Genomic DNA, 22,897 nt, shown 5'->3' with positions numbered 1-22,897 from the left:
ACGACTGGCAAAAGGCCTGACCTCAGTTAACATGGGCGGCTATCCGTAATTATCAAGGCCGTGCCGTGTACCTGGGCCCTCCTCCCCGCTCATCCCTGCTGATGATGTTGCCATTGATGCTGGCGTGCAGCGCCGGTGCGTCGGCCGACGACCTGTTCCTCGACAGCCAGCCGCTGCCGCAAGTATTGACCGCCACCCGCCTCAAGCAATCGGCCGCCGCCGTTCCCGGCAGTATGACCGTGATCGACAGCGAGTTGATCAGGGCCAGCGGCGCGCGTGACGTTGCCGAGCTGTTGCGATTGGTGCCCGGGATGATGGTCGGCTACACCACCGGCAACCAGGCGGCGGTGAACTACCACGGCACCAGCGCCAGCGACGCACGGCGCATGCAGGTATTGATCGACGGGCGCTCGGTATACCGCGCAGGCCTGGCCACGGTGGACTGGAGCGATATTCCGGTCGCCATGGAAGACATTGAGCGTATCGAGGTGTTTCGTGGCCCCAACACCGTCAGCTATGGCGCCAACGCGCTGATGGCAGTGGTCAATATCCTCACCCGTTCACCGGCCAACAGCCAGGGCACGCGGGTCAAGGTCACCCGTGGTGAGCGCGGGATCAACGATGTCTATGCCAGCCAGGGCGTGGGCTGGGAAACCGGCGATTTGCGCCTGTCGCTGTCCGGGCAACAGGACGATGGTTTTGACAGCGATGCCGCCGGCGCCGACCGCCGCGACAGCCGCCGCCTCAGCCGTTTCAGCCTGGCCGTCAGCCAGACGTTGAATGCGCAACAGAGCATCGACTGGCAACTGGATGCCAAGGAAGGGACCAATCAGCGTCCCTATACTTACACTCCGGTATTCGCAGGGATCACCGAGGGCGGCACCAATTCCGACGTCACCGCCAAGGATTATGCGGGTTCCATGCGCTGGAACTTCGACTTCAGCCCCGAACACAGCCTGTATATCCAGGGGTCGGCCCAGCAATGGGACCGTCGGCAGATCTGGAAAGCCTGTGATGCCAAGGTATCGTTCAGCCCCGAATTGACCCAGTTGTGGCAGCTCAACCCCAACTACGCCGAACAACTGGCGCGGCACATGGATGAATTCAGTCAAGGTAGCGCCCCACCCGGCAACGCCGCCGAACAGGCGCTGGGCAACCAGGTGCTGGACCAATGGCGCAACGGCGCCAACCAGAGTGTGTGCGGCGATATCGACCAGAGCACCAAGGAAAGCCGCTACGACCTGGAGCTGCAAGACACCCTCAGCCTCTCCGACAGCCTGCGCCTGGTCAGCGGGCTGAATTATCGCTACGACCGCGCCGACTCCGAAACCTACTTCAACGGCACGCTGGACGACACCACCTGGCGCCTGTTCGGCCACTTGGAATGGCGGGCCAGCGAACACTGGCTGCTGCAAGGCGGCGCGATGTACGAAGACACCCAATTGAGCGGTCACTCGCTGACACCTCGCGTGGCGGTCAACTACCTGATCAACCCGCGCCACGGTCTACGGGCGGTGTACTCCGAGGCGATCCGTTCTCCGGACATGTTCGAGAACAACGTCAACTGGAGCTACCGCGTCACCAACCTCAGCTCGCCCGTCTACGGGCAGAATGCCGGGCAATATTTTGTGGTGACGCGAGGCCCGGGCAATCTCGATAAAGAGTTGATGCGCTCGCGCGAACTGGGCTACAACGGCTTCTTTGCCGACCTTGGGTTGAATGTCGACGTGAAGCTGTTCTATGACGAAATCACCGACATGATCAGCTCGCCGTTGCGCAACAACCAATACATTGCCAGCAACGCCAACAGCTCGCGCTTTACCGGTGCCGAATCGCAGTTTGACTGGCGCGTGAGCAACGCCGACCGCCTGCGCCTGACCTACGCTTACGTCGACGCGAGCGCCAGCAACCCGCTGGATAAAGCGCAGACCGCCCGTAACAGCGGCTCGGCCGGCTGGTTGCGTGAATGGGGCCATGGCTGGTCCAGCGCCCTGTTCTATTACGGTGACGATGCACTCAACGAGTATCGCTTCGAACGGGTCGACCTGCGGGTGGCCAAGCGCATGGCCTTGGGCAAAACCAACGTGGAGCTGGCCGGCATGCTGCAGCAACGCCTCGATAACCAGCCGACCACCTGGCCCGACAACCATTACGACCATCGCCATGTGCTCTACTTCAGCGCGCAGTTAGAGTTCTGACATGGGCGACCAGTCACGGATGACCTTCCCTCTTGTTTCCCGGCTGTGGCGGCGCGCCCTGTTGCTGGCGTGCCTGTTGTTCACAACCCCGGTGTGGAGCGCTGATATCCTGCTGATCGCCGCTGAGGACGGTGCCGGTGTTCAGGACTTTACCCAGGCCCTCGCCCGGCAGCGCCCCGAAGACCATGTCTCCTTCAGCCTGCTCAAGGATTTGCCGGCGCCGAGCCAGCTTCCCGTCAACACTCGCCTGATCCTGCTGGACCTGCCCGGCCTCGACTGGCGCTTGCAGGACGCCCAGGGCCCACCGACTTTGGTGCTGCGCATCAGCCGCCTGCAAGCCCATCAACGCCTGGGCAGCGCCCACCCGGAGAAAATCAGCCTGCTGTGGAGCGACCCGCCGCTGACGCGTCAATTGCGCTTGATCGCCAGCACCTTGCCCCAGGCTCGGCGTATCGGCGTGCTTTACGGTGCCGACAGCGAATTCCTGTTGCCTGAGCTTCACCGGTACGCCGCGCCGCTGGGCCTGGAAATCGTGCCGCAACGTTGGGACAACACCAATGACAGCCGCCCCCTGCAAGCCCTGTTCAAGAACAGTGACGTGCTGCTGGGCCTGGACGATCCGCAACTGTACAACCCTAAAACCGCAAAGAACCTGTTGTTGAGCAGTTATGCCCAGCAATTGCCGCTTGTAGGGCCCAATGCCGGGTTTGTCCGGGCCGGCAGCCTGGCCAGCACCTATAGCGACCAGCTCGACTGGCTCGCCGTGCTCGACCGCCTGCTGGACCACCCGCCGGCCAACTGGCCGAGCACGCTCTACCCGCAACATTTCAAAGTCGTGGGCAACCCGCAAGTCGCGCGCTCACTGGGCATCGAACAGGTCGACGAAGCTGCCGTCGCCGCCCGCCTGGCCGAAGGAGATAAACGCCCATGACCTTGCGCCGTCGCTGGGACATCAATACCCGCACCCAACTCATCACCCTGGGCCCAGCGCTGTTGCTGACCTTGCTGTTGATCAGCTTCTTTACCTTCGTGCGTATCCAGGACTTGCGCCAGGAGCTGGACCACACTGGCCAGTTGATCGCCAACCAACTGGCGCCTGCCACCGAGTACGGCGTTATTTCCGGCAACAACGATGTGCTCGACGCTCTGCTGCGCGCGACGTTGGCAACGCCCCACGTGCGTTTCCTGGAGATTCAGGACAGCGCCGAGAACATTCTGGTGTACGTCGAGCAGCCGTCGGAGAAGCACGACCGCTCACTGTCGGTAAAGGTGTTCCAGGCGCCGATCCGCTTGCAACATATCCAGCTGGGCAACGACTTTTTCCAGGACAACCTCAACGAACCGAAGGCGCCGCGTGCGGACTACCTGGGCCGGGTGATTGTCGGTATGTCCAACGACGCGTTCAGCCAGCGTCAGCAGGAAATCCTGTTCAAGGCCGGCATTCTGGCGCTGTTCGCGTTGTTGTTTACCTGCCTGCTGGCGCGACGCCTGGCCGCCAGCCTGTCGCAGCCGATCAGCGCCATGGGGCACGCAGTGAAGGCCATCCAGCAGGGCGATTACAAGACGCCGCTGCCGATTGTCGACGACTCCGAGCTGGGCGACCTGTCGCGGCACATCAACAACCTGGCTGAGGGCCTCAACCAGGCCAGCCGTGAACAACAGCAAGCCATGGCGCAGTTGATCCAGACCCGCGAAGAAGCCGAGCGCGCGAACAATGCCAAGTCGGAATTCCTGGCGATGATGAGCCACGAACTGCGCACGCCCATGAATGGGGTGCTGGGCATGCTGCAACTGCTGGAAACCACCGAGATGACCGAAGAGCAGACCGAGTACGCGGCGCTGGCCTCCGAGTCTACCGAGCACTTGCTCAAGGTGATCAACGACATCCTCGACTTCTCACGTATCGAACGGGCCGCGCTGGAGCTGGAAGATATCTCCTTCAACCTGGCTGATCTGATCAGCAGCTGCGCCCAAGCATTCCAGCACAGTGCGCAGCAGCGCGGGCTGGCGCTGGAGCTGCCGATTCCATTGGGCATGGAGGCCCTGCGCGTGCGCGGTGATCCGACGCGTATCCGGCAGATCCTGGTGAACCTGATCGGCAATGCCTTGAAGTTCACCGAGCACGGTACCGTGCATGTGGAGCCCCACTGGCAAACCCTGGACCATGAGTTGGTGTGGTTCACTTGCACCGTGCGCGACAGTGGCATCGGGATTTCCGCCGAGCGCCTGGAATTGATGTTTGATGCGTTCCAGCAGGCCGACAGCTCTATTTCAAGACGTTACGGAGGCACCGGCCTCGGCCTGCCGATCGCCCGCACCCTCGCCGAACGCATGGGCGGCACCTTGCGCGCCCAAAGCGAAGAAGGCCAGGGTTCGGTGTTCACCCTGGAAATTCCGTTGGCCATTGATCAACAAAGCCTGCCTGCCATTGCCCCAGACGCGGTGGGTAAAACCAGTGCTGGCGACGGGAGGCACATATTGCTGGTGGAAGACAATCCGGTTAACCGTACGGTGGTCGAAGCCATGCTGCGCAGCCTGGGCTTCGAAGTCAGCCTGGCCACCGATGGCGCCGAAGCGATCCGCAGTGCCGAAAGTCTGATCTTCACCGCCATTCTCATGGATTGCCGGCTGCCATTGATCGACGGCTACGAGGCCACCCGGCGAATCCGCCAACTGCCTGGCTGCGCCGATTTGCCGATTATCGCCCTGACCGCCAACGCCTTGCAGGGCGACCGCGAAGCCTGTCTGGCTGCCGGAATGAACGATTACCTGGCCAAACCGTTCAAACGCACGGATTTGCAGCAAATCCTCCAGCGCTGGGTGCATTAGCTGTTGCGGGCGAGCCAAGTCCGACTGGCGTGGAAGACGAAAGTGCGGCAGTCTTAGGCACCCGAACGGGCCTATAAACAGGTCCGGTTTAAAATTTCAGTGAACAGGTGTACATTGAGTACCTTGACGCTGTGACTTTCACTACAACGCAATAGTCTATGTGTAGGCTGCCGCTATGAGGCATGAACGCTTCATTCGGTTCGGGAAGATTTGCCCTACCCTGCCGCATGGGATTATTGAGGAGCTCGCATGACCAAACAAAACGCCTTTACTCGGGAAGACCTGCTGCGCTGCAGTCGCGGTGAGCTGTTCGGCCCAGGTAACGCGCAACTGCCCGCCCCGAACATGCTGATGGTGGATCGCATTACCCATATCAGCGAAGAAGGTGGCAAGTACGGCAAAGGTGAATTGGTCGCCGAGCTGGATATCACCCCTGACCTGTGGTTCTTCGCCTGCCACTTCGAAGGAGACCCGGTGATGCCGGGCTGCCTGGGCCTTGATGCCATGTGGCAACTGGTCGGCTTCTACCTGGGCTGGCAAGGCCTGCCGGGTCGCGGTCGCGCCCTGGGTTCGGGCGAAGTGAAGTTCTTTGGCCAGGTCCTGCCGACCGCCAAGAAAGTTACCTACAACATTCAAATCAAGCGCGTCCTCAAGGGCAAGCTGAACCTGGCCATCGCCGACGGTTCGGTGACTGTCGACGGTCGCGAGATCTATACTGCCGAAGGCCTTCGGGTCGGCGTATTCACTTCCACTGACAACTTTTAAGGGTTATCCGCATGCGCCGCGTCGTTATCACTGGTCTGGGCATCGTTTCTTGCCTGGGCAATGACAAAGAGACCGTCACCGCTAACCTGCGTGCAAGTCGCCCTGGCATCCGCTTCAACCCGGAATATGCCGAAATGGGTCTGCGTAGCCAGGTTTCCGGCTCCATCGACCTGCCCCTCGAAGAATTGATCGATCGCAAGATCTATCGCTTCGTCGGCCACGCTGCCGCTTATGCCTACCTGGCCATGAAAGACGCGATCGCCGACTCCGGCCTGAGCGAAGACCAGGTGTCGAACGTACGTACCGGCCTGATCGCCGGCTCCGGCGGCGCATCCACCCTGAACCAGATGGAAGCGCTGGATATCCTGCGCGAAAAAGGCGTGAAACGCGTCGGCCCGTACCGCGTAACGCGGACCATGGGCAGCACCGTTTCGGCTTGCCTGGCCACGCCGTTCGCGATCAAGGGGGTGAACTACTCGATCTCCTCCGCCTGCGCCACCAGCGCCCACTGCATCGGCACCGCCGTTGAGCAGATCCAACTGGGCAAGCAGGACATCGTATTCGCCGGCGGCGGTGAAGAAGAGCATTGGAGCCAGTCGTTCCTGTTCGACGCCATGGGCGCGCTGTCCACCCAGTACAACGAAACCCCGGAAAAGGCCTCCCGCGCCTACGACGCCAAGCGTGACGGTTTCGTCATCGCCGGTGGTGGTGGCATGGTAGTGGTCGAAGAACTGGAACACGCCCTGGCCCGTGGCGCGAAGATCTACGCGGAAATCGTCGGCTATGGTGCGACGTCCGACGGCTACGACATGGTTGCGCCAAGCGGTGAAGGCGCCATCCGTTGCATGCAGATGGCGATGTCCACCGTGGATACCCCGATCGACTACCTGAACACCCACGGCACCTCGACTCCGGTCGGCGATGCCAAGGAAATGGAAGGTGTGCGTGCGGTATTCGGTGGCAAGGCGCCAAAAATCAGCTCCACCAAGAGCTTGTCGGGTCACTCCCTGGGCGCCGCCGGTGTTCACGAAGCGATCTACTGCCTGCTGATGATGGAAGGCAACTTCATGGCCGGCTCGGCCAACATCGACGAGATCGACCCGGTCGTTGCCGATATGCCGATCCTGACCAAGACCGTTGAAGATGTAAAAATCGACACTGTGATGAGCAACAGCTTCGGCTTTGGTGGCACTAACGCCACCCTGGTGCTGAAACGCTGGCAGGGCAAGTAAGGCCTGCAGCTTGACGCGATGAAAAGCCCCGACTGGTTCGGGGCTTTTTTGTGCGCGACTGAATTGAAACCGAGTCGCCTTTATCACAGGCAGGCCAGCTCCCACAGTGGATCGATATCAATGCGCGCCCTCGTTGCGAGGCGACTTGGGCAGGATGGCCAGAAAGTTATCACGCGCGACCTTGTGCGCAACCTCCTCAGGCAATGCATCGAGGAAGGGATCAAAACGGCGCATTTCCTTACCCAGCTTGTTGAAGCGTCCTACCACGTCTGAACCCAGCATGAAGCGATCCGGGAAGCGCTCCACCAGCTTGACCCACTCCGGTCTGGGCTTTCCCGCATCATCGAGCAGATAAGGCGTGAGCATGCTCCAGGACAGGTCGATATACAGGTTGGGGTAAGCCTCAAGGAGGCGATTCAACGTGGGCAGCAAGAAATCCATTTGCTTCTGATGGCGGTGGATTTCCTTGCTGGTACCGGCGTGGGCCCAGATAAAACGCGTGTGCGGGTGGTTACGCAACGGCTGCTCGACTTCGGCCAGGTACAACGGGTTGCGCTCGCGCTTGGAGGTGATATTGGAGTGCAACATCACCGGCAGGTCGTTCTCCGCCGCCAAGTGATAGATACGCGTCATGGCTTCGTTGTTGGCGCGCGGTGTATCACCCGAGGTCAGCGCGGTGAGATCGTCGTGGCGGGTAAACACTTCACCAATGCCCTGCCACAGCCCTGGATTGAGGTCGAGCATGCGCTGAATGTGGGCGGCGGAATTCTTGTCGTTAGGGTTGAAACCGGCCAGGAACGGATGAAAGTGCCGCCGCTGTTCCGGGGCCAGTTTATTGACCGCAGCAGCGACGATCACATCGGTGGCGCTGTACCAATAGGCGTCGGCATCGTCACCTGCGTAATAACGCGGGCGCTTGGGTTCGTCTTCGTGCCATTTCTTCGCCACGGGGATACCGGAAATCATCACATGTTCGATGCGATTGTCCGCCATGGCCCTGAGCAGCTTGTCCATGCCGGCCGTTTCCTGGAAAAAATCCACGTAATGCAGGTGGGCGTCGCTGTAGGCATAGTCGCGGGCCTGCACGGCCAGACTGCTGGCGGCGAGCATCAGGGCAAAACTCACACGGTTCCAGAGCACGGTGGTACCTCGATAAGGGCTGATACGGGTAGACCCTGCGCCATGCATCGGGGTTCAGCAGGGACAAAAACCTGGAACACCTCCATGCCGGCATGTTCTATTAGTGCATGACCGTCATCCACAGCCTTGTGAGGTTCGCCATGCCTGTTACCGTCAATACATTGAACGCTGAAAATTTCCGTCACAGCGTCAATATCAATAACCACGAGCTGTTTACCGACCTGCCCAAGAGCCTGGGAGGTGATGATTCAGCGCCCTCCCCCCACGATTATTTCGATGCCGCACTGGCTTCGTGCAAAGCCTTGACCGTGAGGCTCTATGCACAAAAGAAAGACATCCCCCTCACCGGCGTAACCGTGGAAGTCACTCACGATGCCGCCGAAGAGCAAAAAGGTAAATACAAGCTCAACGTCAAGCTGACCCTCAAGGGCGTCCTCACCGACGCACAGCGCGATGAGTTGCATCGCGTCGCAGACAAGTGCCCGGTGCACAAATTGATGACCACCGCCGAAGTGTCCATCGAGACAACGCTCTCGGAAGGCGCCTTCAGCCAATAGCGCCAACTTCCGGTCGAGCGGGTTATGCTCAGCGTCATCGAACCCGCTCAGACAGGGATGCCCCCCATGACCACGCTCACCGTAATCCGCCCGCGCCCCGAAGACGTTGAGGGCCAGCCTATCCTGCGCCCACTGCCCTCGCGCGAATGCCGCAGCGTGGGGCCCTTTGTGTTTTTTGACCATATGCTGGCAACCCGCTATGCGCCGGGCAGCGGGATGAATATCCGGCAGCATCCGCACATCGGGCTGTCTACCCTCACCTATCTGTTCGAAGGCATGTTGCAGCACAAGGACAGCCTGGGTTCGGACCAGTTGGTGCAGGCCGGCGATGTCAGCTGGATGACGGCCGGCAGTGCAATTGCCCACGTCGAGCGTACACCAGAGGTGGCCAGGGTCAGTGGTTTTAACCTGCATGGACTGCAAGTGTGGCTGGCATCGCCCAAGGACCATGAAACCGGGCCGGGCCATTACAGCCATCATCCGGCGGCAAGTTTGCCGGTCAGCGATACCCTGGGCGTGCAGGTGCGCCTGATCGCGGGCAGCGGGTTTTGTCTCAAGTCCCCGGTGCCGGTGCTGTCGCCCACGCTGTATGCCGAGGTGCGGATGCAGACGGCCACTACCCTGCTGATTCCCGATGAGCATGAGGAACGGGCGGTGTATGTGCTGGAGGGTGATGCGCAGCTCGACGGTGAGGCTCTGGCGGTGCATAGCCTGGTGGTATTGCCGCCAGGACAACCCATGACACTGTTTGCCGAAACCGATTGCCATGCCGTGGTGTTTGGCGGTGCTCCACTGGACGGACCGCGGCGGATCAACTGGAATTTCGTGGCGAGCGATCCGGCGGTGATTGAGCAGGCCAGACAGCGTTGGGCGAGCGGGGATTGGCCTACCGTGCCAGGGGAGTCAGAAAGAATCGAGCTGCCGGTGAAATAGTCATCGAGGGCAAGCCCCTCCCACATTTTTGACCGAGATCACAACGCAAAATGTGGGAGCGGGCTTGCCCGCGAAGATGCCGGAACTGGCGCTGAAAAATCAGCCCTTGAACACTTCATCCAGCAAGTTATGCATCGACTGGAAAGCCCGCGCAGCGGTCCTGGCGTCGTACATCATCTTGCCTGGCACATTGGCGTGGGGGTCGGTAAAGGAATGCACCGCGCCCCCGTAGCTGAGCAGCTGCCAATCCACACCCGCCGCGTTCATTTCATCTTCGAACGCCGGCAGTTGTTCTTTCGGCACCAGCGGGTCCGAAGCGCCATGCAGTACCAGGACCGAACCCTTGATATTCTTCGCATCGGCCGGGTTCGGCGTGTCGAGGGTGCCATGGAACGAGACGGCCGCCTTCAACGGTGCACCGGTACGGGCCAGTTCCAGCGAGCAGCAGCCACCGAAGCAGAAGCCGAAGGTTGCCAGTTTCGAGGTATCGACAGCCGCCTCGGTTTGGCCCTGCAGCTGTTCGAAGGCGGCTTGCATGCGCTTGTTCAGCAATGCACGGTCATTCTTCAGCGGCATCATCGCCGCGCCCGCCTCATCGCCGTTCGAGGGGCGCACGGTTTGCCCATAGAGGTCGGCAATCAATACCACATAGCCTTTGCCGGCGACGGTCTTGGCGATCTCTTCGGCCCCGGCGCTCACACCCATCCAGTTCGGTGCCATCAACAGTCCCGGCAGCGGGCCTTTGTGGCTGGCATCGAACGCCAGGCGGCTTTCATAAGGCTGGCCATCAATCTGATAGACCACGGAACGTACTGTGACTTGGCTCATGATTCACTCCAGCTGAGATGGATTAACGATGCTCCCTGTAGGAGCGAGCTTGCTCACGAAAATCATCAATAATGCGGGCGTCCGGGATGAACGCGGTGATCTTGAGTTTTCGCGAGCAAGCTCGCTCCTACAGTGAAGCGGCACAGCTAAAAACGAAAAAACCCGCCGAAGCGGGTTTTTTTACAACGGTGTTAAACCGACAGTTCAACCAACAACTTGTTCAGTCGTCGCACATAGGCGGCCGGGTCCTTCAAGCTGTCGCCAGCGGCCAGTGCCGCCTGGTCAAAGAGGATGTGCGACAAGTCGCCAAAACGCTCTTCGCTCTGTTCACCGTCGAGCTTCTCGATCAGCGGGTGCGCCGGGTTGAATTCGAAGATCGGCTTGGAATCCGGAACCTTCTGCCCGCTGGCTTCCAGGATCTGACGCATCTGCATGCCCAGGTCCTGCTCGCCGATGGCCAGGATCGCCGGAGAGTCGGTCAGACGGTGGGAAACCCGCACTTCGCTGACCGCATCACCCAGCGACGCTTTGATCCGCTCGACCAGGCCTTCTTTGGACTTGGCGACTTCTTCAGCAGCTTTCTTGTCTTCCTCGGAGTCCAGGTTGCCCAGGTCCAGGTCACCGCGCGCCACGTCCACAAAGGACTTGCCGTCGAACTCGGTGAGGTAGCTCATCAGCCACTCATCGATACGGTCGGTCAGCAGCAGCACTTCGATGCCTTTCTTGCGGAAGACTTCCAAGTGCGGGCTGTTCTTGACCTGAGCGTAGGTTTCGCCGGTAAGGTAGTAGATCTTGTCCTGACCTTCCTTGGCACGTGCCAGGTAATCGGCCAGCGACACAACCTGTTCGCCGTCTTCACCTTGAGTCGAGGCAAAACGCAGCAGGCCGGCGATTTTTTCCTTGTTGGCGAAATCTTCCGCCGGACCTTCTTTGATGACCTGGCCGAAATTTTTCCAGAAGCCCTTGTATTTCTCAGGCTCGTTCTTCGCCAGTTTTTCCAGCATGTCGAGTACGCGCTTGGTCAACGCCGACTTCATGGAATCGATAATCGGGTCTTTTTGCAGGATCTCGCGCGACACGTTCAGCGACAGGTCGTTGGAATCGACCACGCCTTTGATGAAGCGCAGGTACAGCGGCAGGAACGACTCCGCCTGGTCCATTACGAACACACGCTGTACGTAAAGCTTCAGGCCCTTCGGCGCTTCGCGCTGGTACAGGTCGAACGGAGCACGGGCAGGCACGTAGAGCAGCGAGCTGTATTCCAGCTTGCCTTCGACCTTGTTGTGACTCCAGCTCAGCGGGTTCTCGTAGTCATGACCGATGTGCTTGTAGAATTCCTGGTATTCCTCGTCCTTGATCTCGGTACGCGGACGGGTCCACAAGGCGCTGGCGCGGTTGACGGTTTCCCATTCCTCGGCAGGCTTCTCTTCGCCTTCAGCCGCCGCCTGTTCTTTCGGCAACTCGATCGGCAAGGCGATGTGGTCGGAGTATTTCTTGATGATGTTGCGCAGGCGCCAGCCATCGGCGAATTCGTCTTCGCCATCTTTCAGGTGCAGCACGATACGGGTGCCACGGTCAGGCTTGTCGAGGGTGGCGATTTCAAATTCGCCCTCACCTTTGGAAGCCCAGTGCACGCCTTCGCTGGCGTCCAGGCCGGCACGGCGGCTGAACACTTCAACCTTGTCGGCAACGATGAAAGCCGAATAGAAGCCCACGCCGAACTGGCCGATCAGGTGAGAATCTTTTTTCTGGTCGCCCGACAGGTTCTTCATGAAATCCGCGGTGCCGGATTTAGCGATGGTCCCCAGGTGGGTGATCGCATCCTCACGGCTCATGCCGATACCGTTGTCTTCGAGGGTGACGGTTTTGGCGTCTTTGTCGTAGCTCACACGGATTTTCAGTTCGGCGCCGCCTTCCAGCAACTCCGGCTTGGACAGGGCTTCGAAACGTAATTTATCGACAGCGTCAGAGGCGTTCGAGATCAATTCGCGAAGGAAAATTTCCTTGTTGGAATACAGCGAATGGATCATGAGGTGCAGCAGTTGCTTCACCTCGGTCTGGAAGCCCAGGGTTTCCTTTTGAGTTTCCACACTCATGGTCATCAAACTCCAATTGGATGGCAGTGGCCGCGCCCGAAAGGGTTGGCAGCGGGTTGTCATCAAAGTTGGGGGCTAAGACCGGGATTTCAAGGGCGCGGCAATTCCTCAATCTTGAAATGTGCGCGAGCGGTGGCAATCGCCTCGGCCGGGCTGGTTTGCCAGGCGGTGATCGCCACGTTGGCCACACGCCGCCCCTGGCGGCACACCTGGCAGGTGGCATAAGTGTCGCGAAATTGACCGGCGCGCAGGTAATCCAGGGAAAAATCGATGATTTTCGGCAGGCCCGGGGCGTCGGTGAATACAAGCAGGTGCAACGCCGCTGACAGCTCCATAAAGCCGGCGATCACCCCGCCATGCAGCGCCGGCAATATAGGGTTACCAATGTTGTCCTTGTTGGCCGGCAGGCGAAACAACAATTCGTCCCCTGAACGCGTGCATTCGACGCCGATCAGCTTTGCGTAGGGAACCAGATCGAGCAGTGCCGTGTAATCACCGTGCTCGAGGGCTTGCTCCAGGCGGGTCTTGAATCGATGGGTCATGCCTGTTCTCCGGTGATTGTGCTGCCCAGCCCTTGCGTGCCTTTAAGACGCTTGCCCATGCGCATGAAAGTACCTACCACGTGGGCTATAGGCTGCTGCGGGTCGTCCTGATAGGCAAAGCCGCGGCTGAAGATCACATCGGTGGTCACCCGGTAGCATTGGGCGAAGCCATACACCGGTTTATGCGGCTCGGCGGGATGCATGTAGTCGATGCGCAAATCCAGGGTCGGGCACACCTCGAACTCGGGTAATACGCACAGCGTGGCCATCCCGCAGGCAGTGTCCATCAATGACGTCAGTGCGCCACCGTGGATGACGCCGGTGCGCGGGTCGCCCACAATATGCGGGCCGTAAGGCAAGACCAGCGTGATGCCCTCTTGTGTCGCAGCATGGACCGTAACCCCCAACACCTGGCAGTGGCGAAGCGCCGAAATAAAGCGGGTGGCACGGTCTGACAAGGGGGTTGAGGTCATGATTTTTAAATTCTTATTAGTGTGGAAGGGCCGGATAGGTAATAATTTGGAAAGTTCCTGGCGAAAAGCTTTATATATCTGTGGAACAAAAGGAACTAATGCTGGCCCCTTGAGTTCGAAAGGCCAGTAGATATCTTCAATAAGGAGAAACACCCATGCGCAAGACATTAGCTATTTCCATGATGCTGGCCGCTGCACTCGGTCTGGCTGCCTGCGACAAGAAATCCGAAGACAAAGCCCAAGACGCCGCTGCACATTCTGAGCAAGCTCAGCAAGACATGGCAAAAGCACAGGATAAAGTGAACGACGCTGCGAAAGAAAACGCCGATGCTGCCAAAGCTCAGGCTGAATCGAACGCTGCCGCCGCTAAAGAAGCTGCACCTGCCGCACCTGCAGAGCCTGCCAAGCAGTAATTGCACGGTGTAAAGCTGTAGTGCTGCAAAAGATAGCCCGCTTTAATAGAGCGGGCTTTTCTTTGTCTGCAGTTTTTATCCCGCCTTCAAGACAGGCTATCTTTTGCCGCCTCCGGGGCTTGCATATTCGTCGGGGTATACACCATCACCTGTAAAACGTCGGAGTGAAACTCACGGCGGTAAAGCACTAATACCACCCCGCTGCTCATCAACATGAACAACCAAGGGCTGACGAACCAGGCCAGCATGGTCATGCCGAAGTAATAAGCTCGCAGGCCAAAGTTGAATTGGTTGGCCGCCATCGAAATCACCCTCGCCGCCCGCAAGGCAAATGCATTGCGCTCCTGCTCCGACACGTGTCGCTCACCGATCATCGGTGCCGAGCCCACCAGCACTGCGGCGAAGTTGTACTGGCGCATGCACCAGCTGAACGTGAAAAAGGCATAGACGAACACCAGCGCCAGGCACAGCAACTTAATCTCTGACATACCTTGTGAAGCCTGCTGCACCATCGGGATATCCGCCAACAACGACACCGCGCGTTCGGAGGCACCCAGCACGGTCAGAATGCCGGCGAGGATGATCAACGTGCTGGAGGCGAAGAACGAGGCGTTACGCTCCAGGTTACCGATCACACTGGCATCGGCGATACGGTTATCGCGCAGCAGCATGCGGCGCATCCAGTCTTCGCGATACAGATGCAGCACGCTGGCCAGGCAGGCGGTGTCTCGGGCCTTCCAGGTGGCGTAACGCGTATAGCCGCCCCAACACAGGATGAACCAAAGGGCGGCAAGCAGGTGGATTTGGTTGGTTTCGATGAACGACATGCAGGTCCTCATGCACAGTGAAGGAAGATGAGCGCGGTGAAAGATGTAGGCGCTGGCGTGCCTGCGAGGGCGCCTTTTCAGTCGCCACTGCGCTAACTGACATATCGCTATCGCAGGCAGCCAGTTCCCACACTAACCAAGTTTCAATTCGAAAGTGAGCAACCTGTTCGACGCTAGCTCAAACAAAAAGACACGGCATGACGCCCATAAAAAATGCCCCGTATCGATTGATACGGGGCATTTCAGTAATGCGTAAAACCGGTATTACGCGATGGCTTCGCTGCGCTTGCCCAGCATGCGATCAACCACCATCGCCACGACCAGGATCATCACCGAAGGCACCAGCCAGGCCAGGCCCTGCTCGCTCAACGGCAGGTTCGTCAGTTGCGTCGGCATCCAATCCGCCAGGCCCGCGCCCTTGAGTGCATCAATACAGCCGAAGATAAACGAAACCAGCATGACCGGGCCAACGATACGGCCCTGCTCCTGCCAGAAGTCTTTACAGAAGCTCAGAGCCACCAGCACGATGCACGGCGGGTAGATCGCAGTAAGCACCGGGATGGAGAACGCGATGAGCTTGGTCAGGCCCAGGTTGGACACGAACAGCGAGAACAGCGCGAGGATCACCACCAGGGTCTTGTAGGACAGTGGCAGTACACGGCTGAAATACTCGGCGCAGGCGCAGGTCAGGCCCACAGCGGTGACCAGGCATGCCAGGGAGATCAACACAGCCAGGAAACCGCTGCCCAGGGAGCCGAAGGTATGTTGCACATAAGCGTGCAATACAGCGGCGCCATTGGCGGCACCGGCGGCGACTTCATGGCTGCCCGACCCAAGGCGGAACAGGCTGACGTATACCAACGCCAGGCCCACGCCGGCAATCAGACCGGCAATGATCGCGTAACGCGTGATCAGCTTGGGCGATTCAACACCACGGGAGCGGATTGCGTTAACGATGACGATGCCGAATACCAGCGCGCCGAGGGTATCCATGGTCAGGTAGCCATTGATAAAGCCCTGAGAGAACGGCGCGGCGACGTATTCCGGCGTTGCGACGCCGACTTCACCTGCCGGCAAGGCAAACGCGGCAATGCCGAGGATGGCCAGTGCGATGATCTTCAGCGGCGCGAGGAATCGCCCCACCGTGTCCAGCAGGCGCCCCGGGTACAGCGATACAAAAAACACCACCAGGAAGTACACCGAGCTGTAGAGGAACAGTGCCAGCGGGCTTTCCCCGGTCAGCGGCGCCAGGCCCACTTCGAACGATACCGTCGCAGTACGCGGTGTGGCGAATAGCGGCCCTACCGCCAGGTACGCCGCCGCCGCAAGCAGGCCGCCGGCGATCTTGCCGATTGGGCTGCTCAACGCATCCATTCCGCCACCGACCTTGGCCAGCGCGATCACGGTGGCGACCGGCAGACCGACTGCCGTAATCAGGAAACCCAGGGCCGCCATCCAGACATGAGGCCCGGACTGCAAGCCTACGATAGGCGGGAAAATGATGTTGCCGGCGCCCACGAACAGGGCGAACGTCATAAAGCCCAACGCCAGGATATCCTGGCTTTTCAACACTTTCATTTGAGGAAATACCACACTACTGAATCGGAATTTAGAGAGGGCTTCCCTGTGGATGAGGGAAATGCTGCCGGCCCTTATGGGGACCGATCGGTCTGGCGCGCAGCTTCCTTTTGGGATGCGGGCGCATAAAGAGGCGGCTAGGGTACAGAATTAGGCTGACAAACGCACTGTTGCGGGGCGTACTGTCCGATAAGCGACATTCAAATGTCGCGTTTTCATACTTAATCCGGCCAGGCAGGCCGCTGTGGAAGCTGGATCAAGTACCCTGTAAAACGCACAAAAGGCCACCCGAAGGTGGCCTTTGTGTGGATGAAGCGTCAGCTAAGCGCGAGGCTTACTTGACAGCCCAGCCGGTCAGCTCGGACAAAGCCTTGCCGATGTCTGCCAGCGAACGCACGGTTTTAACGCCTGCGTCTTCCAGGGCAGCAAACTTTTCGTCTGCAGTGCCCTTGCCGCCGGAGATGATTGCGCCAGCATGGCCCATGCGCTTGCCCGCAGGGGCAGTCACACCAGCGATGTAGGAAACAACCGGCTTGGTCACGTGTGCCTTGATGTAGGCAGCAGCTTCTTCTTCAGCCGAACCGCCGATCTCACCGATCATCACGATCGCTTCGGTCTTCGGGTCTTCCTGGAACAGTTTCAGGATGTCGATGAAGTTCGAGCCTGGGATCGGGTCACCGCCGATGCCGACGCAAGTCGACTGACCGAAACCGGCGTCAATGGTCTGCTTCACAGCTTCGTAGGTCAGGGTGCCGGAACGGGAAACGATACCGACTTTGCCTGGCAAGTGAATGTGACCGGGCATGATGCCGATCTTGCATTCGCCTGGAGTGATCACGCCTGGGCAGTTAGGGCCGATCAGGACAACGCCCAGCTCGTCGCACTTAACTTTAGCGTCCAGCATGTCCAGGGTAGGAATGCCTTCGGTGATGCACACGATCAGCTTGATGCCGCCGAAGGCCGCTTCCAGGATCGAGTCTTTGCAGAAAGGAGCAGGAACGTAGATCACGCTGGCGGTGGCGCCAGTGGTTTCTACCGCTTCTTTCACGGTGTTGAACACTGGCAGACCCAGGTGCTCGGTGCCGCCTTTGCCCGGAGTTACGCCGCCAACCATCTTGGTGCCGTATTCGATGGCTTGCTGGGTGTGGAAGCTACCTTGCGAACCGGTAATACCCTGGCAGATAACTTTGGTGTCTTTATTGATCAGGACGCTCATTATTTGCCCTCCGCAGCTTTGACAACTTGTTGAGCAGCGTCGGTCAGGCTGGTAGCCGCGATGATGTTCAAACCGCTTTCTGCCAGTACTTTAGCGCCCAGTTCAGCGTTGTTACCTTCAAGGCGAACAACAACCGGGATTTTAACGCCAACTTCTTTCACTGCACCGATGATGCCTTCGGCAATCATGTCGCAACGAACGATGCCGCCGAAGATGTTGACCAGTACTGCAGCGACGTTGGAGTCGGACAGGATGATCTTGAACGCTTCGGTAACGCGTTCCTTGGTAGCGCCACCACCTACGTCGAGGAAGTTGGCTGGTTTGCCGCCATGCAGGTTGACGATGTCCATGGTACCCATGGCCAGGCCGGCACCGTTGACCATGCAACCGATGTTACCTTCCAGGGCTACGTAGTTCAGTTCGAACTTGGCAGCGTGCGCTTCGCGCGGATCGTCTTGCGACGGATCGTGGAAAGTCTTCAGCTTAGGCTGACGGTACATGGCGTTGGCGTCGATGTTGATCTTGGCGTCGAGGCAGTGCAGATCGCCGTCAGCCTTGATCACCAGCGGGTTCACTTCCAGCAGGGCCAGATCGTGATCCTGGAACAGTTTGGCCAGACCCACGAAGATCTTGGCGAACTGGGCAACTTGCTTGCCTTCCAGGCCCAGCTGGAAAGCCAGCTCTCGACCCTGGAATGGCTGAGCGCCAACCAGTGGATCGATAGTGGCCTTCAGAATTTTTTCTGGGGTTTCGTGAGCGATCTTCTCGATGTCCACGCCACCTTCGGTGGAAGCCATGAATACGATGCGACGGCTCGAACGGTCAACGACAGCGCCCAGGTACAGCTCTTTAGCGATATCAGTGCACGATTCAACCAGGATCTTGGTGACTGGCTGGCCATTGGCATCAGTCTGGTAAGTCACCAGACGCTTGCCCAGCCACTGCTGTGCGAAGGCCTTGGCGTCTTCTTTGCTGCGAACCAGCTTAACGCCGCCCGCTTTACCGCGACCACCGGCGTGGACCTGGGCTTTGACAACCCACTCACTGCCGCCGATTTTGTCGCAAGCTTCTGCTGCTGCTTCCGGGGTGTCTACTGCGTAGCCCTTGGAAACTGGCAGGCCGTATTCAGCGAACAGCTGCTTACCCTGATACTCGTGAAGATTCATGCTTTTTACCGTCTTCGTTAGGTACTGCGCATTCGGCGCTGCGCTCATTATGAGTGCCGCGCCACCTGTGACTGCTGCTTGCGCAACTTGCGGGGCTTATGGCCCGTAAAGCTGCGCAAGGCTGCGTCCAGCGGATATTCCGCGGTGAGTCTTGCGCGCAAGGCTCACGACGGGCAACTCCGCCGTGGTTTCTTATTATCTCGCTTAGCGCTTCTTGCGGTTGGCGATGTGGATGGCGCCGCCATTCACTGCCAACGCTGCTTCGTGCAACGCTTCGGACAGGGTCGGATGGGAGAAGACCATCATGCCCAGGTCTTCGGCACTGGTGCCGAATTCCATGCCGATAGCGCCTTGCTGAACCAGTTCTGCAGCGCTCGGGCCAATCACGTGGACGCCCAATACGCGGTCAGTCTTGGCGTCAGCGATGACTTTCACAAAACCACCGGTGTCGTTAGCTGCCATGGCACGGCCAGAAGCGGCAAACGGGAAGGTGCCGACGTTAACTTCAACGCCTTCAGCTTTCAACTGCTGTTCGTTCTTGCCGACCCATGCAATTTCCGGGTGGGTGTAGATAACCGATGGAATCAGGTCGTAGTTCATCTGGGTCTTGTGACCCTTGATGCGCTCGACAACCATGATGCCTTCTTCGGAAGCCTTGTGGGCCAGCATCATGCCACGAACCACGTCGCCGATCGCATAAACGCCCGGTACGGTGGTTGCGCATTGATCGTCAACGTGGATGAAACCACGCTCATCGATGCTCACGCCGCTGTCGGAAGCCAGCAGGTCGGTGGTCACTGGACGGCGACCAACGGCTACGATCAGCTTGTCGAAGGTGATGGTCTGTTCGCCTTCCTTGTCGGTGTAGGTCACGACAACTTCTTCGCCGTTGACCTTGGAACCGGTAACGCGGGCGCCCAGCTTGATGTCCAGACCTTGTTTGGTCAGGGTCTTGTAGGCTTCCTTGGACACTGCGGTGTCGGCAGCCAGCAGGAACGTGTCCAGGGCTTCCAGCACAGTCACCTCGGAACCCAGGCGGGACCAGACCGAACCCAGCTCCAGGCCGATCACGCCAGCGCCAATCACGCCCAGACGCTTAGGCACTGCCTGGAATTCCAGGGCGCCGGTCGAATCGACGATCACGTTCTGATCAACCGGAGCAGGCGGAATGTCGATTGGGCGAGAACCCGGGGCCAGGATCACGTTTTCGGCTTCGATGACTTCAACCGAACCGTCCGGCTTGGTGATTTCAACTTGCTTGCCGGCCAGCAGTTTGCCGTGGCCTTGCAGGGAAGTAACGCCGTTGGCCTTGAACAAGGTGGCAACGCCTGAAGTCAGGCCTTTGACGATGTTGGCTTTACGGCTGACCATCGCCGGAACGTCCATGGTCACGCCGGCATGGTTGATACCGTGGATCGCGAAACCATCCTGGGCTTCGTGGAATTTCCAGGAGCTGTCCAGCAGCGCCTTGGAAGGAATGCAACCAACGTTCAGGCAGGTACCGCCCAGCGCCAATTTACCTTCCTTGTCGGTGTACTTTTCGATGCAAGCAGTCGAGAGGCCCAGTTGCGCGGCCTTGATGGCGGCAACATAGCCGCCAGGGCCTGCACCAATCACTACAACGTCAAATTTCTGTGTCATGAAAATAGATCCTCTATTCAGCGACAAGCTTCAAGCGACAAGCTGCAAGCCAAGCTGCTTTTTCTTACAGCTTGCAGCTCGCAACCTGTCGCTGCTTTTATCAGATATCCAGCAGCAGACGAGCCGGGTCTTCCAGCAGGTTCTTGATGGTCACCAGGAAGGTCACGGCTTCTTTACCATCGATCAGGCGGTGATCGTAAGACAGTGCCAGATACATCATTGGGCGGATCACGACCTGGCCGTTGATGGCCATCGGACGCTGGATGATGTTGTGCATGCCCAGGATTGCAGCCTGTGGTGGGTTAACGATCGGTGTCGACATCATCGAACCGAAGGTACCACCGTTGGTGATGGTGAAGGTACCGCCGGTCATCTCGTCGATGGTCAGCTTGCCGTCACGGGCTTTCTTACCGAAGCCGGCGATGCCGCCTTCGATTTCGGCCAGGCTCATCAGCTCGGCATTACGCAGAACCGGAACCACCAGGCCACGGTCGCTGGACACGGCAACGCCGATGTCTGCGTAGCCATGGTAAACGATGTCGGCACCGTCGATGGAAGCGTTGACTGCCGGGAAGCGTTTCAGCGCTTCGGTGGCCGCTTTCACAAAGAAGGACATGAAGCCCAAACGCACGCCGTTATGGCTCTTCTCAAAGAGGTCCTTGTACTTCGAACGCAGCGCCATGACTTCGGTCATGTCGACTTCGTTGAACGTGGTCAGCATCGCCATGTTCGACTGTGCTTCAACCAGACGCTTGGCCACGGTGGCACGTACACGAGTCATCGGCACGCGCTTCTCGGTGCGGTCGCCGGCAGCGAACACAGGCGCGGAGGCAGCTGGAGCAGCAGCCTTGGCCGGCGCGGCAGCTGGAGCGTTTTTCTTGGCTTCAACCGCAGCAACCACGTCTTCCTTGGTGATACGGCCGTCCTTGCCGGTGCCTTTGATCGACGCCAGGTTGATACCGTTCTCATCAGCCAGTTGACGCGCAGCCGGCGCAGCGATTGGATCTTCGCCACCCGCAGCCGGTGCGGCGGCAGGCGCGGAAGCAGCAGCCGGCGCGGCGGCGGCAGGGGCAGCAGGAGCAGCAGCGCTGCCCTCTTCGATCGAACCCAGTACCTGGTTCGACAGAACGGTAGCGCCCTCTTCCGCAACGATGGCGCCCAGCACGCCGTCGGCTTCGGCCAGCACTTCCAGCACGACCTTGTCGGTCTCGATGTCGACGATCAGGTCGTCACGCTTGACGGCCTCGCCTGGTTTCTTGTGCCAGGTGGCAACGGTGCCATCGGCAACCGATTCCGGGAATGACGGGGCTTTGATTTCGATAGCCATTATCTGTAGGTCCTTAAAATTCGGTTTCAGTCAGCGCGAAGGCGTTAAACAGTGAAAGCATCTTGCAGCAGTTTTTCCTGCTGCTCGGCGTGCATCGACGCATAACCACAAGCAGGTGCAGCAGACGCATCACGACCGGCGTACTCCAGGCCAAGGGCCTTGTTATGGTTGCCGATGCTGCGACGCAGGTGATGCTGGCTGCTGTACCACGCGCCCTGGTTCATCGGTTCTTCCTGACACCACACCACATTCGTGAGGTTGGTGTAAGGCGCGATGATCTCCATGAGGTCATCTTCCGGGAACGGGTAAAGCTGCTCGATACGCACGATGGCGATGTCTTCGCGGCCTTCGGCACGACGTTTTTCCAGCAGATCGTAATAAACCTTGCCGCTGCACAGGATCAAACGAGTGACCTTGGCGGCATCCAGCGTATCGATTTCCGGAATAACGGTCTGGAACGAACCTTCGGCCAGATCTTCCAGGGTCGAAACGGCCAACTTGTGACGCAACAGCGACTTCGGAGTCAACACAACCAGCGGCTTGCGCAGCGGGCGGATCACCTGGCGACGCAGCAAATGGTAGATCTGCGCCGGGGTAGTCGGAACGCACACCTGAATGTTGTGCTCGGCGCACAGTTGCAGGTAACGCTCCAGACGGGCCGAGGAGTGCTCTGGACCCTGCCCTTCATAACCGTGCGGCAGCAGCATGGTCAGACCGCACAGACGGCCCCACTTGTGCTCGCCGCTGGTGATGAACTGGTCGATCACCACTTGGGCACCGTTGGCGAAGTCGCCGAACTGGGCTTCCCAGATCACCAGCGCGTTAGGCGTGGTGGTGGAATAGCCGTATTCGAACGCCAGCACGGCTTCTTCGGACAGGAACGAATCGTACAGGTCGAAACGTGGCTGGCCTTCGTACAGGTTCTGCAACGGGACGTAGGTGCCCGCGTCTTTCTGGTTGTGCAACACGGCATGACGGTGCGAGAACGTACCGCGGCCGATGTCCTGGCCGGTCATGCGGATCGGGTGACCTTCGAACGCCAGGGTCGCGTACGCCATGGTTTCGGCGTAACCCCAGTTGATCGGCAGGCCGCCGGCTTGCATCTTCTGACGGTCTTCGTAGATCTTCGCAACCTG

The 22,897-nt window shown here is 59.2% G+C and carries 19 protein-coding genes and 1 pseudogene; 8 read left to right on the top strand and 12 right to left on the bottom strand.

Features of this window, described 5'->3' with window-relative positions; all coding sequences use genetic code 11:
* Positions 1-65: 65 nt before the first annotated feature.
* From Q1V60_RS02890 to fabB, 5 genes are all read left to right on the top strand, one after another.
* Positions 66-2,198 carry a TonB-dependent receptor gene (locus tag Q1V60_RS02890; protein WP_363321052.1) on the top strand — a complete coding sequence of 711 codons (2,133 nt, stop codon included), beginning with the start codon at positions 66-68 and terminating at the stop codon, positions 2,196-2,198.
* A 1-nt stretch (position 2,199) separates the two neighbouring features.
* Positions 2,200-3,129: an ABC transporter substrate-binding protein gene (locus Q1V60_RS02885; protein ID WP_300627268.1), complete on the top strand. Its 930-nt coding sequence runs from the start codon at positions 2,200-2,202 to the stop codon at positions 3,127-3,129.
* Positions 3,126-5,027: an ATP-binding protein gene (locus Q1V60_RS02880; RefSeq protein WP_300627267.1), complete on the top strand. Its 1,902-nt coding sequence runs from the start codon at positions 3,126-3,128 to the stop codon at positions 5,025-5,027. Before Q1V60_RS02885 ends, Q1V60_RS02880 begins: the two co-directional genes overlap by 4 nt.
* Before the next feature lie 249 nt (positions 5,028-5,276).
* Positions 5,277-5,792: a 3-hydroxyacyl-[acyl-carrier-protein] dehydratase FabA gene (fabA, locus tag Q1V60_RS02875; protein WP_003210552.1), complete on the top strand. Its 516-nt coding sequence runs from the start codon at positions 5,277-5,279 to the stop codon at positions 5,790-5,792.
* Positions 5,793-5,803: 11 nt separating this feature from the next.
* On the top strand, positions 5,804-7,024 hold the full coding sequence (gene fabB, locus Q1V60_RS02870; RefSeq protein ID WP_300627263.1) for a beta-ketoacyl-ACP synthase I: 1,221 nt from the start codon (positions 5,804-5,806) through the stop codon (positions 7,022-7,024).
* Positions 7,025-7,141: 117 nt separating this feature from the next.
* Here fabB and Q1V60_RS02865 read toward each other — a convergent pair whose 3' ends face one another.
* Complete coding sequence (locus tag Q1V60_RS02865) at positions 7,142-8,134, bottom strand: amidohydrolase family protein (protein WP_300627270.1); 993 nt, start codon at positions 8,132-8,134, stop codon at positions 7,142-7,144.
* 170 nt (positions 8,135-8,304) lie between these two features.
* On the opposite strand from Q1V60_RS02865, the gene Q1V60_RS02860 reads away from it, so the two are divergent.
* Positions 8,305-8,721 carry an OsmC family protein gene (locus tag Q1V60_RS02860; RefSeq protein ID WP_300627261.1) on the top strand — a complete coding sequence of 139 codons (417 nt, stop codon included), beginning with the start codon at positions 8,305-8,307 and terminating at the stop codon, positions 8,719-8,721.
* 66 nt (positions 8,722-8,787) lie between these two features.
* Positions 8,788-9,654: a pirin family protein gene (locus Q1V60_RS02855; RefSeq protein ID WP_300627260.1), complete on the top strand. Its 867-nt coding sequence runs from the start codon at positions 8,788-8,790 to the stop codon at positions 9,652-9,654.
* A gap of 99 nt (positions 9,655-9,753) precedes the next feature.
* Here Q1V60_RS02855 and Q1V60_RS02850 read toward each other — a convergent pair whose 3' ends face one another.
* The 4 genes from Q1V60_RS02850 to Q1V60_RS02835 all read right to left on the bottom strand — a co-directional run bounded on the left by Q1V60_RS02850 (position 9,754) and on the right by Q1V60_RS02835 (position 13,593).
* Positions 9,754-10,482: a dienelactone hydrolase family protein gene (locus Q1V60_RS02850; RefSeq protein WP_300627258.1), complete on the bottom strand. Its 729-nt coding sequence runs from the start codon at positions 10,480-10,482 to the stop codon at positions 9,754-9,756.
* A gap of 191 nt (positions 10,483-10,673) precedes the next feature.
* Positions 10,674-12,578 carry a molecular chaperone HtpG gene (gene htpG, locus Q1V60_RS02845; RefSeq protein WP_300627257.1) on the bottom strand — a complete coding sequence of 635 codons (1,905 nt, stop codon included), beginning with the start codon at positions 12,576-12,578 and terminating at the stop codon, positions 10,674-10,676.
* Between the two features lie 89 nt (positions 12,579-12,667).
* A complete protein-coding gene (locus tag Q1V60_RS02840) occupies positions 12,668-13,120 on the bottom strand; it encodes a PaaI family thioesterase (RefSeq protein WP_300627255.1) in 453 nt (150 codons plus the stop codon).
* Positions 13,117-13,593: a PaaI family thioesterase gene (locus Q1V60_RS02835; RefSeq protein ID WP_300627254.1), complete on the bottom strand. Its 477-nt coding sequence runs from the start codon at positions 13,591-13,593 to the stop codon at positions 13,117-13,119. Before Q1V60_RS02835 ends, Q1V60_RS02840 begins: the two co-directional genes overlap by 4 nt.
* Before the next feature lie 155 nt (positions 13,594-13,748).
* Here Q1V60_RS02835 and Q1V60_RS02830 point away from each other — a divergent pair, with 155 nt between their 5' ends.
* Positions 13,749-14,006, top strand: a complete 258-nt coding sequence (locus Q1V60_RS02830) for a hypothetical protein (RefSeq protein WP_057722672.1) — start codon at positions 13,749-13,751, stop codon at positions 14,004-14,006.
* 86 nt (positions 14,007-14,092) lie between these two features.
* On the opposite strand, the gene Q1V60_RS02825 is transcribed toward Q1V60_RS02830, so the two are convergent.
* The 7 genes and pseudogenes from Q1V60_RS02825 to Q1V60_RS02795 form a co-directional block, all read right to left on the bottom strand.
* Positions 14,093-14,833 carry a DUF599 family protein gene (locus tag Q1V60_RS02825; protein WP_300627253.1) on the bottom strand — a complete coding sequence of 247 codons (741 nt, stop codon included), beginning with the start codon at positions 14,831-14,833 and terminating at the stop codon, positions 14,093-14,095.
* 264 nt (positions 14,834-15,097) lie between these two features.
* Positions 15,098-16,411: a branched-chain amino acid transport system II carrier protein gene (gene brnQ / locus Q1V60_RS02820; protein ID WP_300627251.1), complete on the bottom strand. Its 1,314-nt coding sequence runs from the start codon at positions 16,409-16,411 to the stop codon at positions 15,098-15,100.
* A 334-nt stretch (positions 16,412-16,745) separates the two neighbouring features.
* Positions 16,746-17,627: a succinate--CoA ligase subunit alpha gene (gene sucD, locus Q1V60_RS02815; RefSeq protein WP_300627249.1), complete on the bottom strand. Its 882-nt coding sequence runs from the start codon at positions 17,625-17,627 to the stop codon at positions 16,746-16,748.
* Complete coding sequence (sucC, locus tag Q1V60_RS02810) at positions 17,627-18,793, bottom strand: ADP-forming succinate--CoA ligase subunit beta (protein WP_003190011.1); 1,167 nt, start codon at positions 18,791-18,793, stop codon at positions 17,627-17,629. Before sucC ends, sucD begins: the two co-directional genes overlap by 1 nt.
* A 204-nt stretch (positions 18,794-18,997) precedes the next feature.
* Positions 18,998-20,434 (bottom strand): dihydrolipoyl dehydrogenase, encoded by a 1,437-nt coding sequence (gene lpdA, locus Q1V60_RS02805; protein ID WP_300627247.1) that lies wholly within the window; start codon positions 20,432-20,434, stop codon positions 18,998-19,000.
* Between the two features lie 100 nt (positions 20,435-20,534).
* Positions 20,535-21,761, bottom strand: a complete 1,227-nt coding sequence (gene odhB / locus Q1V60_RS02800) for a 2-oxoglutarate dehydrogenase complex dihydrolipoyllysine-residue succinyltransferase (RefSeq protein ID WP_300627246.1) — start codon at positions 21,759-21,761, stop codon at positions 20,535-20,537.
* 44 nt (positions 21,762-21,805) lie between these two features.
* Positions 21,806-22,897: pseudogene (locus tag Q1V60_RS02795) on the bottom strand (2-oxoglutarate dehydrogenase E1 component); the annotation flags it as partial.

Origin of the sequence: Pseudomonas sp., assembly GCF_030147005.1 — a bacterium.
Taxonomy (GTDB): Bacteria; Pseudomonadota; Gammaproteobacteria; order Pseudomonadales; family Pseudomonadaceae; genus Aquipseudomonas.
Note: the sequence above shows the minus strand (reverse complement) of the source record. Positions and strands in the feature narration are given on the sequence as shown.